The organism is Pedobacter ginsengisoli, assembly GCF_002736205.1.
GTDB lineage: Bacteria > Bacteroidota > Bacteroidia > Sphingobacteriales > Sphingobacteriaceae > Pedobacter > Pedobacter ginsengisoli_A.
The window spans coordinates 2,416,098-2,429,352 of the sequence record NZ_CP024091.1 but is presented as its reverse complement, the minus strand read 5'-3'; the positions used below and the strand labels follow the sequence as shown (position 1 = coordinate 2,429,352).

Sequence of the window (13,255 nt, the reverse complement as noted above, 5' to 3'; positions counted from 1 at the left end):
ATTTAAAGATCATAAAATATTAAGATATGAAAAGAATATTTACCAGTGCTCATATATGCCTTGTGGCTGCTATAGCGATACTGATGGCATCGTGCGAAAAGGAAAAGCTGTCAGGGGTAATTGCTAATGAAAAGGTTGCTAATGTTAATCTTAGCTTGGAGAATAGAATTGAAGTTGGGAGTGGTGATAATTTTACATTGAACAACGATGAAATAACCATTCCAATAACTGTTAATTTATCAGACGCATCGGGTACGGCATTTAATGTACAAGTAACGCCAAATATAGATACCATTGCTACACTTGTTGGTAGTGGTGCATTGGCGCCTGGTACCATAGCACTTGCCGACCAAACTTTTAACTTTCCTCCGGTTATTGACTTTGCTTACGGAGTAAAAAGCACCACTTTTGATTTAAAAGTAAGCAGAAGTTTTGTAGAAAGAAATCACGACAAATTATTGGCCTTGGCAGTAAAGATTTCTGGTGCATCCAAAGGGAACAAAGTAGAAGCCGGTAAGAATTCTACAGTTGTAGTTATTGATGCAGCTGCTGCTATTGCGGCAGAAGATGTACACTATATTTTATTTAAAGCTGCAGGAGCTCCTTATATGGTACCTAATGGAGTGAATTATACAATAGGTACTCAGGATGTGTCAATACCTCTGGAACTTACGCTGGCAGGACTTGCAGGCTCTGATTTTACAGTAGATGTTGCACCGAATGATGCTTTGGTAACTACTCTTATAAATAACGGTACATTAAAAAATACCATTGTTTTAAATTCAAACAGTTATGCACTTACCAATACTAAAATTAAGTTTCTTTCTAATGAAAATACTGCAAAATTGGAGCTTACTGCCAGAATTTCAGAATTTTTGAAGAACACTAAGAAAAAAGTCGCAATAGGACTATTACTTAAAAACCCATCTAAATTCCAATTGGATGAAACGAAAAAAAGCATAGTAGTAGTTATTGATCCGGATCATTTCAGACCTTATAATGGAGCTCCTTTCGTTATTAAAGGTGCCATTGGTGCTGTTTCTGATATGATTCCTGCTGCTCAATACGATTTTGGTGGTGAAGGAATTGCATTCCATGATACAGGTGGTAAAGATGGTGTTGGCGATTACCGACCAAATGATAATGTTGACGTGGGTGACTATACACCTCGTAGTGTTGTAGGCTGGACTTCTGATGGCGAGTGGTTGACCTATACTGTTGATGTTGAGGAAAGCGGAGAATACGAATTGAACTCTTTAATTGGTGCACCAGGAACTAATGGAAGGTATAGTGTATTCTTTGATGATGTAAATATCACCGGGATATTAGCATCTGCCCAAACACCTGGTAGCTACGGAGATCAACAACCAAACAGAACAACGGTTCAACTTACAAAAGGAAGACACATCATGAAGTTCTTTATGAATGTAGGTGCTTACGATGTGAGAGGATGGATTTTCACAAGAAAGAAATAAAAAACAATTTACAACAGTGATGGTTATACTAAAATCATCACTGTTGGTTAAAAAATATACAAAACCTGAATAGTATGAACAAACTTTTTATTTTGCTATTAAGCATAGTTATTTTCGCTTCCTGTTCTAAAAGCAAGGACATTGAAGCTGAACCAGCTGAACAGAAAAGGCCATTTGTGGACTTTGAAGCTGTTCCGGGAGATGATGCATTTACGTTTGATTTTAAGAATAACTCAAAGGAATTTAAGAAACTGGAGTGGCGTTTTGGAGATGATAGCGTTTCTTATGAAACTGCCCCAAGCCATGTCTTTGCTACTTCTGGTACCTTTGAAGTTAATTTAACAGCTATAGCTGAAGATGGGTCAACTGCCAAAAAAGTAGTGCTTATTAAAATTATTCCTGATAGTGCTGTAAACTTTATTGCTGAAAGTCAGGGTAATAATAAGGTGAAATTTAGTTTAAAGTCTGCAAAAGTGACTGTTAAAGATTTCTCTTGGGATTTCGGCGATGGATCAGCAGGTTCAACTGAAGGTGCCCCAATTAAAGAATATGGAGCGGGTAATTTGTATACCGCTAAGCTAAAGGTAACTACAGAAAAGGGTTCTGTATTTACGGTATCTAAATTGGTAACAAGTAACGGAACCGTAAAAGATGTTACTTTAGATTATTTGCTGAATGTTGGTCCTAAATTTATTCCATCTGCAAGATTTGGAAGTAGATGGGGTATCGTAGCAGATTGGCGTGTAAATGATGCTGTAAAACAACGTGATGGCAACATGGGGGGCTGGGATGAATGGGATGGAAACAGTATGTCAATGGAATCGTGGGGTGGTGAGCCTGACATCATTAATGGAAAAATTCAACAAACCACATTAAATCCACTTCCTGCCGGCCAGTATTTTTATACACTGGATTTTGTTGGATACCAATGGAAAAACTTGTTTTATACCGTAATTGCAAAAGGAGGAGATTTACCAGATGTGGATAAAATTGAAAATAATCCTATTGTTCTTGGGTATACTAAATCAAGTGGAAATCCAGATTCTGGAGCACCAAGAAAGTTCACTACATCGTTTATTGTACCTGAACAATCTCCGGTTACTGTAGGTTTCGTAGCAACATTTATAGATTCTGATCAGTATTTCAGACTTAGATCTATAAAACTTTATCAATTAGATAAATAATAGTTGTTTGCCAATAATAAAATAAAGAATCCGCTGCAAACGCAGCGGATTCTTTATTTTAAGGCCTCATATATTTCTGTAAACAATAAACCACTTCCACCACCATAGTGATGAACTATCGGAATTTTTCGATTTACTTTTCTTATCACATTCTCTAACTCAGTTTCCTCAGTTTTTTCCAGTCCTGCGCCTACTAAAATCAGGTCAAAGTTTACCGATCTGAATGTTGTAATTGCCTGTGCCAGTGTATTTGCACCTATAGCACTCATTTGGGTATTGGAATTTACCAGTCTTACTACAGTATTTAGAATTTCCTGATGTGTACAAATCACTAAAACCCCGGTCTTTTTCATGATCATTAATAATTCATTGGAACCTCCATTAAAAGGATTTCCGTTTCGTTAATTGCTTCAATTTTTATGTATTCGGTTTCCCAGATGCCAAATCCATCACGTTCGTTTAAGATCTGCTCATTAATTTTTACATCTCCCTTAATTACAAATACATATAAGCCATTGCCTTTGTTTTTAAATTGATAATCTGTTTTCGTGCCTTTATCAAATTTTCCAATATTAAACCAGGCATCCTGATATATCCAAACGCCCTCATCGTCCTTGTTAGGTGATAAGATTTGAGTGAACTGATTTGGTTTAAGTAAATTATCGTACCTTTCCTGATGATATCTAGGCTCAACGTTGCGCTGATTTGGGAACAACCAGATTTGCAGAAACTTTACCGGTTCATTGTGATTTTTATTAAACTCCTTATGGTAAATTCCGGTACCGGCGCTCATAACCTGAATTTCTCCGGCCTCAATAACCGCTACATTTTCAAGGCTGTCTTCGTGTTGTAAAGCCCCTTCAAGAGGGATAGAGATAATCTCCATGTTGTCATGAGGATGCTCCCCAAAACCTTTGCCGCCATTAACCCAGTCATCATTAAGTACCCTTAAAGCACCAAATTGAATTCTTTCAGGATTGTACTGCATACCAAAGCTAAAGATCTGATAGCTTTTAAGCCAACCATGATCTGCCAGTGTCCGTGTTGCAGCTTTATGTAATATTGTTTGTGCCATTTTTATTTTATTAAATTCTTAATCAGGCTTCATTAAAGATAAGCTGTTTAGCTAATTCAATTTCTTTCTGACTAATGGTATGAACTCTTCCTGCATAAATTTTCATTGTAATTTTTGCATTCATTTTTTTAATGATGCCCTCGCTCACCTCAACTCTCCTTACAGGAACATGAGCATCAGGATCACCGGTAGTAATCAGTATTGGAGTTTGCTGAAAGTCTCCTTTATAGTTTCTCATGTTTATCTCTTTACCAATTAAACCACCGGTAAAGGCAACCGCTCCACCATATCTGGCTGCGTTTCTGGTAATATATTCTAGTGTTAAACATGCACCTTGCGAAAACCCGACAAAGTAAATCTTATCCTTAGGGATTCCTGACGAAACAATTTCATCTACAAGCTCATTAATTATGGCAAGTGCCGAGTCCAAAGCCGGTTGGTTTTGTTCAACCGGGGTAATAAAACTATACGGATACCAACTGTTATTGGTAGCTTGCGGAGCAAATAATGCTGCATCATCTACATTTAAATGGCTGCTTAACGAAATAATATCTTCGGCAGTAGCTCCCCGGCCGTGTAAAAAAACAACGGCTCTTTTAGCTTCAGCAACAGGGATGCCTGCGGTTACAATATTTTTACTGTGTGTGTACATACTAATTTATTTTAGGTAAAATGCCTTCAATTTCTGCTCTGTTACTTTCATATTGAGCAGGGAGTTTAAGGTTTGCACCCAATTCTTCTAACGATTCATCAACTGTAAAACCAGGATTATCAGTAGCAATTTCAAAGAGAACACCGCCTGGTTCGCGGAAGTATAAAGAATAGAAATAGTTACGGTCAATTTTTTCAGTGATGTTTAATCCCATTGCAACAACCTTGTCTCTAAAGTACATTAAAGTAGCTTCATCTTTAACCCTAAAGGCTACATGGTGTACAGATCCTCCGGCAACATGACCAACTGCTTCTCCCGGAGCCTCAACTAAATCAACAATGGCAGCATACTCTACAGCATCTGTAACAAAGCGTGAGCGGTTTACTTCAGTTTTTTCTAATTTATAACCAAAAATATCTGTCAAAACCTTTGCAGTGCCATCTGTTTTATTAGCCGTAATGGTTACATGATGAAAGCCATGCACAGCATTTTCTTTACCAATTTCTGCTGTAGTCCATTGTGCCCTGGCATCAGGAGTTTTAGCCTCAGTCAATTCAAATTTTAATCCATCAGGATCAAGAAAAGTCAGGTAACGTTCGCCAAATTTTTCTGCTGGCTTATTGTAAATTACATTGTTTTCTTCAAACCTTTTTTGCCAGAACTCCAAACTGCCGGTCGGCACACTGTAACCAATTTCAGTAGCTTGTCTGGAGCCTCTTCTGCCGTTCATAATTCCTTCCCACGGAAAGAATGTTAAAATGCTTCCTGGTGTGCCCTGTTCATCACCATAGTAAAAGTGATAAGTATGAGGATCATCAAAGTTTACTGTTTTTTTTATTAATCGTAAACCTAATATGCGGGTATAAAAATCGTAGTTTCTTTTTGCGTTTCCTGCAATAGCAGTAATGTGGTGCAGGCCTAAAATTCTGTTGTTCATGGCTACCTATTTTAATGGTTTAATTATTTAATTCTTAAATAACAGTACAAATTTAGACCGAAGTTTTATTTTAAATCTTACCATAGATTAAGAAATGCGTAGCTTTATATGCAGATATTTAAGTATGATTAAATTCTTTCTCTCCCTTACTTTAATAATGGCATGCCTGGTATCAAGAGGGCAAGACTCCATAAGTGTTAAAATTTATCCTAAGTATGATAGTGTAAGTAAATTCCACCGCTTTTTGTTTGGAGAAAATTACAGAAAAGAATATGCGCTAAGCACCAGAGTGCCCATTATTAAAATATCGGAAATAAAGGGAGGTTTAACCCCGGTAAAAAGAGGCGGTGGCAATCAATCTCATTCATTAAGATTGCTTGATAAGCAAGGTAAGGAGTGGGTACTTAGAAGTGTAGAGAAGTTTCCTGAAGTATTAATTCCGGCAGTATTCAGAAAAACCTTTGCAGGTACGGTGGTAAAAGACAATATGTCGGCCCAGAATCCTTTTTCGGCCCTGGTCGTACCTGATATAGCCGATGCCGTAAATGTACCACATAGTGATCCGATGATTGGCTGGGTTTTGCCCGATGCAGAGTTAGGCGAATTTGCCAGCGTATTCCAGAATACCCTTTGCTTACTGGAGGAGCGGGAGCCTGTTGGCGATACCGATAATTCGGAGAAAATGATGCGTAAGCTAAACGATGATAATGATAATACTTACGATGGTAAATTATTGTTAAGGGCAAAAGCACTGGATGCTTTATTGGGCGATTGGGACAGGCACGAAGATCAGTGGAGGTGGAAGCCTGAAAAGAATGCTGATGGAACAATGAAATATGCACCAATTCCACGAGATAGGGATCAGGTTTTTTACTTATCAGAAGGCCTTATACCAAGATATGCCCAATCATCATGGTTGCTGCCAATGATACAGGGATATGAAAGAAACCTGCCCGACATTAATTGGTTTTTTTGGGAAGGAAGGGCCATTTATGGCAAATGGTTTTCGGGCATAGATGAAAAGGAATGGGATGAAGTAGTAAAAGATTTTTGCGCCTCTTTAACTGATGATCTATTTGAAAAGGCGCTTAAAAAACTGCCTGAACCGGGTTACTCATTACGCCACGACAGCATACTTGCCCAACTTAAGGAAAGAAGAAAAAACCTTCCTGAATTGATGAGTAAGTACTACCGCTTCATAAATAGTATTGTAGATATCCAGGTTAGTAATAAAAACGAATTAATTGATATAACAGACGCTCCAGATAGGGCTTTAAACGTAACTATTCATAAAATATCAAAAGAGGGGCACATTAAGGATGTTATTTTTAACCGAACCTTTAACCCAAAGGTAACAAAGGAAATAAGGCTATATGTAAAAGATGGCAATGATAGTTTGATATTGAACAATAAAACTTCGGCCATTAAACTAAAAATAGTTAGTGTTGAAGGTAAAAAAGCTTTTCATGTAGAAAATTCGCTTCGTAAAGTTCGGGTTTATGGCAAAGACGATAACATTACTTTTAGCGGAAATACCGACAGGTTGTTAAAAAGGTTAGATAATGATACTTCTAATACTCACTTTGTTTACACCGATCTTTATAAAAGAAATATGCTGCTTTTAAATGCCAGCTATAATATTGATGACAGGGTGCTACTTGGTTTGTCGTATAAAATTACCCAGCCGGGTTTTAGAAAACTACCGCATGGAAGCACGCATTCCTTCTCATTTTTGCATTCTTTTGCAACCTCTGGCTTCAGGTTTAATTATCGGGGCGAATTACTTAAAGTTCTGGGTAAGGCCGATATTATTTTACAAGCAGATGCCCTGGCCCCAGAGAATTCACAAAATTTTTACGGTTTGGGTAACGAAACTTCTTTTAACAAAACAGGAGATTTTATAAGGTATTATCGTGCAAGATTCAGCTTGTTCCAAATAGATCCATCTATACGATGGATTGGTTCAAAATCTACTTTTAGTATAGGTCCATCTTTGCAGTATTATAGATATAGTAGCGACGATAACGAAGGCCGTTTTATAACGAACACTTCAGAATTGCATTCTCCAGATAGTGCAACCATAACAAAAGACAAACTGTATGCAGGTGCTGTAGCAAACTTTACAAATAACAACCGCAACAGTGATATTTTGCCAACATCAGGAACGTACTTTGAAAGTAAATTGGTGGCTTATAAGGGTATAAATGGTGTGTCTAATTCTATGGCTCAGTTAAGTGCTTCATTTTCAGTATATAAAAATATAGATAAAGCAAGCAGGTTTGTTTTAACAGATAGAGTTGGTGGTGGCGTTACAGTGGGTAAGCAGGCATTTTACCAGTCTAGTTTTCTGGGCGGCCAGGGCAATTTATTGGGCTATAGAGAATTTAGATTTGGGGGCCAGCATAGCTTATACAACAACCTGGAGTTAAGGATAAAGGTGGCAAACTTTATGAATTACATTTTACCGGGTCAGTTCGGGTTGCTTGGGTTTCATGACGTTGGCAGGGTATGGAAAAAAGGAGAAAAATCTGATGTGTGGCATCAGGGATATGGAGGGGGTATATATTTTGCTCCGGCATCATTAACCGTGCTTCGTTTTGTGATGGGACATTCCACCGAAGGCTGGTATCCTTACGTTGCCATGAAATTCCGATACTAAGAAGTATCAAAATTCGGTAAATTACTCAATTTAGGTAATGCTAAATGTAAGAAAAGACGTAATTTAGAACTCTCGTTTTAAAACCATCAAAAATTAGTAGTGATGAAGAAGAATTTTATATCTAATTCTAGGGAATCAATTAGAATGTTCAAAAACCCGCTTTTTGAGGGTTTATCTAAAGTGCCGTATTTTGTTCCGCTTATTGTATATGTGCCTGTGGTAGGATATTTTTGTTGGGAATCATTCAATGCTAATGGAATTTTAGGATTTTTGGGTCATTTTCTTTTAGGCTTGTTTATCTGGACATTAACTGAATACGTACTTCATCGCTTTGTTTTTCATTTTTATCCTAAATCTGAATGGGGTAAAAGAATTCACTTCATTTTTCATGGTGTTCATCACGATTATCCAAATGATGCACAACGGTTGGTAATGCCACCATCGGCAAGTATACCACTTGCACTTGCATTTTTCTTCCTGTTTAAATGGTTACTTGCACCAGCTATGCTGGAGGGCTTTTTTGCCGGATTTATTTTTGGTTACCTGTGCTACGATATGACCCATTATATGTTGCACCATGCTCAATTCAAAAATGCTTTCTGGAAAAAACTTAAGCAGCAGCATATGCTTCACCATTATGATGATTCGACCAAAAAATATGGGGTAACATCCGACATTTGGGATAAAGTTTTTGGTACCAGATAACTAACTAAATTGCCACATACAGTTTCAATAAAATTACGCAACGGTTTGCGTTATGTGTTTGATTGATTTTTTAAAATAAAACTGTTAACTAGCATTTGTTTACAAAACTAAACAACAACTGTTTTATTTTAAATAACCAAAAAACACACATGAACCGACTGTTAGCAATCGCTTTGCTGATGATTTGCACACTCAAATTGTCTGCACAATCCAAGATTTCAATAATTCCTTTACCAGCCAAGCTGGAAGAACGCAAAGGGAGTCTTGTGCTTGATAAAAATGTATACGTCAGCTATCCATCCGCTAATTTAAAGGAGCTTGCAGAATTTGCCCAATCTTCTATTAAAGAAACTGCAGGAATTAAACCTGAGCTGCGTACAGGTATGTGGATGCAGAAAAATGCAAAAACCATAAGCCTTAATATAGACCCTAAGGTAACTTCAAAAGAGGGATATGTGTTAGAAGTTAAAGCAAACGGAGTTTCTATAAAAGCGGGAACAGAAAATGGGTTATTTTACGGAATTCAAACATTATTGCAGTTGGTGCCCGTTAACGGAGCTAAAAAGCTGCCTTGTGTTTATATAGAAGATGAACCTCGGTTTAGCTGGAGAGGGATGCTTATGGACAACTGCCGCCATATGTTCTCGGTACAGTATATAAAGAAATTTATAGATCAGCTAGCTAAGCATAAATTAAACAAATTTCACTGGCATTTAACAGAAGATCAGGGTTGGAGAATAGAGATAAAAAAATATCCAAAACTACAGGAAATTGCTGCCTACAGAAATGGAACACAAATTGGCCCCAATAGAAAAAAGGATGTGGATAGTGTTAGATATGGTGGTTATTACACCCAGGATCAGATTAAAGAGGTAGTAGCCTACGCAACATCCAGATTCGTAGAGGTAATTCCTGAAATAGAAATGCCGGGCCACTCTGTAGCGGCCATTACTGCCTATCCATACCTTGCCTGCGGAGATGTTAGTTTCGAAAACGGAAAACCATTTGAAGTAAGAAAGGTTTGGGGAGTTTCTAAAGATCTTTATTGCGCAGGTAACGATACAGTATTTACATTTTTAGAAGATGTTTTGAATGAGGTAATGCCTTTATTCCCATCGCAGTATATTCACATTGGTGGAGACGAGGCTCCCCACGATGCATGGCATACCTGCCCTAAATGTCAGGCTCGGATAAAAAAAGAAGGCTTAAAAGACGAGGCTGCACTTCAAAGCTGGTTTATCCAGAGAATGGAGAAATTCATCAACAGCAAAGGAAAAAAGATAATAGGATGGGAAGAAATTATGCAGGGAGGCCTTGCTGACAATGCCACAGTACACTCATGGTTAGGAGTTGAAAGTGGATTAAAAGCTGCCAAAAGTGGCCATGATGTAATCATGTCGCCTTATTCACATTTGTATATAGATGGTTATCAGGCCGATCCTAAAATTGAGCCAATGGCAATTGGTTATTGGGTGCCTATTGATAGTGTATACGCTTTTGAACCAGTACACCCGGCATTAAACGAAACAGAGGCAAAACATATTTTAGGCGCACAAGGTAACTTATGGACCGAGTTTATTGGAACCGAAGATTATTTTGAATATATGGTTTATCCGCGTATTGCTGCTTTAGCTGAGATTGACTGGACGCCAAAAGCACTTAAAAATTTCGATGATTTTAAAGGCAGGTTAAGCACACAATATCAGCGATATGATAAGCAGGGTATTCAGTTCAGAATTCCGGTAGCAGTAAGGGAAACAGTAGTAAATGCTGATAGCACAGTTAAAGTAACACTTACCGATCCTACAAAGGCAAGTATTATTAGGTACACAACTGATGGATCTGATGTAACTGAGCAATCGTTAGTTTACAAGCAACCTGTAGTATTAAAAAAGGGCGAGTTAATCCGTTATGCATTGTTTTTTAACAATAAGCGCAAAAGTTCTACCGATTATTTCCCTAAACCAGTAAAAAAAGCAAAATAACATGAAAGGGTTACAAAATCTTAAATTCAGGCATGTTGTTGCCTGCGCATCTCTAATCTTATTGGGGCAATTAAATAATGCCAGTGCCCAGGGTACTTCGGCAAAAACTAAACCTGCCGCTGCAGATTGGTTGTTGAATTCGCAATCTTATAAAGCGGCTATTTATAAGTCGGGGAACGATGTGGTACTTGAAAACGGTTTAACCAAAAGGGTATTCAGAATATCGCCTAATGTGGCATGTGTTGATTATGTGAATTTAATAAACGGCAGACAGTTGCTAAGGTCTATAAAACCAGAAGCTCGCATAACCATTAATGGTAAGGATTACGAGGTTGGAGGCCTAAAAGGGCAAAAAGAAAATGCTTACCTTTTACCTGAATGGCTTGATAGATTTACGTCAGATAAAAATGCCTTTCAATTTGTTTCTTTCGATATTAAACCAATTTCGCCATACATCAATTGGAAAAGTAAGTTCTGGGCCAGCAATAATCAGCAGCCTACAGGCAAAATGGTATCGTTTCTATACAAGGCAGGGGCCGATGAATTGAAGGGTTTAACGGTAAGTGTAAATTACGAATTGTACGATGGTTTACCTTTAATTGTAAAGTCGTTAGCTATTCAAAATCAGGCAGATAAATCATTTAAAATTGATCGTGTAGTTAATGAAATATTAGGAATGGTTGAGGAGCAGAGCGCTGTAGTTGGATCGCCGGAAAAAATGGCTAAACCACAAGGCATTTACTTAGAAACTAACTATGCTTTTAATAACGCAATGCGATACGATTTAAGCGATCAGACAACGCATTGGAAGGTTGATTCTACTTATACCTCGCAAGTTAATTACGATTATCAAACGCCATGTTTATTAGAAGTATACCCTGATAAAGCACCGGGCATTGATCTTGAAAAAGGTGGTATTTTTAAATCAGTACGCACGCTAGAACTGTTAATGGATAGTTATGATAGGGAAAGAAGAGGCTTGGCCATACGCAAAATGTACAATGCCATAGCGCCCTGGACTACTGCCAACCCAATTTTTATGCACCTGGTTAGTAAAAATGACGATCAGGTACGAACCGCAATAGATCAATGTGCGGCTACAGGCTATGAAGCATTAATATTAAGTTTTGGCAGCCATTGTAATATGGAAGATACCACGGCGGCGAATATTAAAAAGTGGAAAGAACTGGCAGATTATGCACATAGCAAGAAAGTATTTATTGGCAGCTATTCATTATTTAGCTCCAGAAAAATTAGCGAGGAAGATGACGTAATTAACCCAAAAACAGGAAAAACAGGCGGTGCATTTTTTGGTAATGCACCATGTTTTGGCAGTAAATGGGGCTTAGCTTATCGCGATAAAATAAAGAATTTTTATGCAAAAACAGGTTTCGATATATGGGAAAATGATGGTCCGTATCCTGGAGATGTTTGTGCTTCGACCTCGCATCCGGGCCATAAAGGTTTAGAAGATTCGCAGTGGAAACAAATGGAGATTCAGAAAGATTTGTACCGTACATTGAACGAAAGAGGGGTGTATATTAACGCACCAGACTGGTATTTTCTGGATGGTACTCATAAAATTGCAATAGGCTACAGAGAGGTCAATTTTTCATTGCCAAGAACCAATCAGATGATCCTGAACCGTCAGAATATATTTGATGGCACGTGGGAAAAAACTTCGTCTATGAGCTGGGGTTTTGTTCCCCTAACCGTTTATCAGGGCGGTGGAGCCGAGGCAGTTTTAGAACCGCTAAAAGACCATTTAAAAGATTACGAACAGTTAATGATGCAGTATTACGGTGCAGGTGTACAGGCTTGTTATCGTGGCCCGCGTTTATATGATACCGAAACCACCAAGCAAACTGTAATTAAGGTAATAGATTGGTATAAGAAATACAGAGATATACTGAACTCAGAAATTATACACTTAAGAAGAGCCGATGGCAGGGATTGGGATGGTATATTACACGTAAACCCTAAGCTAAAAACCAAAGGTTTAATGATGTTGTATAACCCATCTAAAAAAGAAATTACCCGCACAATAAAAGTTCCTTTGTATTATACTGGTTTAACTACCACAGCTACGGTAAAAGAGAAAGAAGGAGTGGCTAAAAAGTATACTTTAAACAGAGATTACGAGATTTCGTATACCTGTACACTTAAGCCAGAAAGTTATACCTGGGTGCAAATTGAATAATTCAATTGCACCCTGATTTTTTCACCGACGTTTTCTTACCATTCGTCGGTTTTTTTGTCTGTTTTAGCCGGGTAGAACTGGTATGATTTAGTAATAACCCTCATCTTTATGGTAAGTTATTCATTAGATAGATCATAAAGCGATGAACACAATTAGTTTTAAAACTTCGGTAAAAGATAAATACGAGTTGATTTCTATCAGACCTATTATGGATATCATATTCGGAGAAAACAACTGGTCATTCAGGACCGATGGAATTGATAGAATACTAAGTGTGGTAAGCTCTGTTCCTTGTGCACCTATGGTTAATTATATTTTAAAAGACAAAGGCTTTCATTGCGAGGAATTAACGCCATCGTTAAGTTTTTAAAATTGATTATCAT

General features: G+C 37.7%; 11 protein-coding genes. 7 read left to right on the top strand and 4 right to left on the bottom strand.

Annotated elements, in window-relative coordinates:
- Positions 1-26 precede the first annotated feature (26 nt).
- Positions 27-1,475, top strand: a complete 1,449-nt coding sequence (locus tag CPT03_RS10020; protein ID WP_099438723.1) for a DUF1735 domain-containing protein — start codon at positions 27-29, stop codon at positions 1,473-1,475.
- A gap of 74 nt (positions 1,476-1,549) precedes the next feature.
- Positions 1,550-2,659, top strand: coding sequence for a DUF5013 domain-containing protein (locus tag CPT03_RS10015; protein WP_099438722.1), 1,110 nt, complete (start codon positions 1,550-1,552; stop codon positions 2,657-2,659).
- A gap of 53 nt (positions 2,660-2,712) precedes the next feature.
- On the opposite strand, the gene CPT03_RS10010 is transcribed toward CPT03_RS10015, so the two are convergent.
- From CPT03_RS10010 to CPT03_RS09995, 4 genes are read right to left on the bottom strand one after another with little or no spacing between them, the layout of a single operon-like run.
- Positions 2,713-3,012 (bottom strand): hypothetical protein, encoded by a 300-nt coding sequence (locus CPT03_RS10010; protein WP_157766402.1) that lies wholly within the window; start codon positions 3,010-3,012, stop codon positions 2,713-2,715.
- A 5-nt stretch (positions 3,013-3,017) separates the two neighbouring features.
- Entirely contained in the window at positions 3,018-3,734 is a 717-nt protein-coding gene (locus tag CPT03_RS10005) for a pirin family protein (RefSeq protein WP_099438720.1), read from the bottom strand.
- Positions 3,735-3,756: 22 nt separating this feature from the next.
- Complete coding sequence (locus tag CPT03_RS10000; RefSeq protein ID WP_099438719.1) at positions 3,757-4,386, bottom strand: alpha/beta hydrolase; 630 nt, start codon at positions 4,384-4,386, stop codon at positions 3,757-3,759.
- A 1-nt stretch (position 4,387) separates the two neighbouring features.
- Complete coding sequence (locus CPT03_RS09995) at positions 4,388-5,323, bottom strand: ring-cleaving dioxygenase (protein ID WP_099438718.1); 936 nt, start codon at positions 5,321-5,323, stop codon at positions 4,388-4,390.
- A gap of 124 nt (positions 5,324-5,447) precedes the next feature.
- Between CPT03_RS09995 and CPT03_RS09990 the strand changes: the two genes are divergently transcribed.
- The 5 genes from CPT03_RS09990 to CPT03_RS09970 all read left to right on the top strand — a co-directional run bounded on the left by CPT03_RS09990 (position 5,448) and on the right by CPT03_RS09970 (position 13,242).
- The gene (locus CPT03_RS09990; protein WP_099438717.1) at positions 5,448-7,982 is read left to right on the top strand and encodes a BamA/TamA family outer membrane protein; all 2,535 of its coding nucleotides are present in this window, start codon (positions 5,448-5,450) and stop codon (positions 7,980-7,982) included.
- A gap of 102 nt (positions 7,983-8,084) precedes the next feature.
- On the top strand, positions 8,085-8,687 hold the full coding sequence (locus tag CPT03_RS09985; RefSeq protein ID WP_099438716.1) for a sterol desaturase family protein: 603 nt from the start codon (positions 8,085-8,087) through the stop codon (positions 8,685-8,687).
- 149 nt (positions 8,688-8,836) lie between these two features.
- Entirely contained in the window at positions 8,837-10,672 is a 1,836-nt protein-coding gene (locus tag CPT03_RS09980) for a beta-N-acetylhexosaminidase (RefSeq protein WP_099438715.1), read from the top strand.
- Position 10,673: 1 nt separating this feature from the next.
- Positions 10,674-12,872: an alpha-galactosidase gene (locus CPT03_RS09975; RefSeq protein WP_216641630.1), complete on the top strand. Its 2,199-nt coding sequence runs from the start codon at positions 10,674-10,676 to the stop codon at positions 12,870-12,872.
- Positions 12,873-13,014: 142 nt separating this feature from the next.
- Positions 13,015-13,242, top strand: a complete 228-nt coding sequence (locus CPT03_RS09970; RefSeq protein ID WP_068891292.1) for a hypothetical protein — start codon at positions 13,015-13,017, stop codon at positions 13,240-13,242.
- Positions 13,243-13,255 lie beyond the last annotated feature (13 nt).

Excerpts from the sequence above, each read along its gene's own strand:
- CPT03_RS09975 (WP_216641630.1), top strand. The coding sequence starts at position 10,674 with ATGAAAGGGTTACAAAATCTTAAATTCAGGCATGTTGTTGCCTGCGCA.
- CPT03_RS10020 (WP_099438723.1), top strand. The coding sequence starts at position 27 with ATGAAAAGAATATTTACCAGTGCTCATATATGCCTTGTGGCTGCTATA.
- CPT03_RS09985 (WP_099438716.1), top strand. The coding sequence starts at position 8,085 with ATGAAGAAGAATTTTATATCTAATTCTAGGGAATCAATTAGAATGTTC.
- CPT03_RS09995 (WP_099438718.1), bottom strand. The coding sequence starts at position 5,323 with ATGAACAACAGAATTTTAGGCCTGCACCACATTACTGCTATTGCAGGA.
- CPT03_RS09980 (WP_099438715.1), top strand. The coding sequence starts at position 8,837 with ATGAACCGACTGTTAGCAATCGCTTTGCTGATGATTTGCACACTCAAA.
- CPT03_RS09990 (WP_099438717.1), top strand. The coding sequence starts at position 5,448 with ATGATTAAATTCTTTCTCTCCCTTACTTTAATAATGGCATGCCTGGTA.
- CPT03_RS10000 (WP_099438719.1), bottom strand. The coding sequence starts at position 4,386 with ATGTACACACACAGTAAAAATATTGTAACCGCAGGCATCCCTGTTGCT.
- CPT03_RS10010 (WP_157766402.1), bottom strand. The coding sequence starts at position 3,012 with ATGAAAAAGACCGGGGTTTTAGTGATTTGTACACATCAGGAAATTCTA.
- CPT03_RS10005 (WP_099438720.1), bottom strand. The coding sequence starts at position 3,734 with ATGGCACAAACAATATTACATAAAGCTGCAACACGGACACTGGCAGAT.
- CPT03_RS10015 (WP_099438722.1), top strand. The coding sequence starts at position 1,550 with ATGAACAAACTTTTTATTTTGCTATTAAGCATAGTTATTTTCGCTTCC.
- CPT03_RS09970 (WP_068891292.1), top strand. The coding sequence starts at position 13,015 with ATGAACACAATTAGTTTTAAAACTTCGGTAAAAGATAAATACGAGTTG.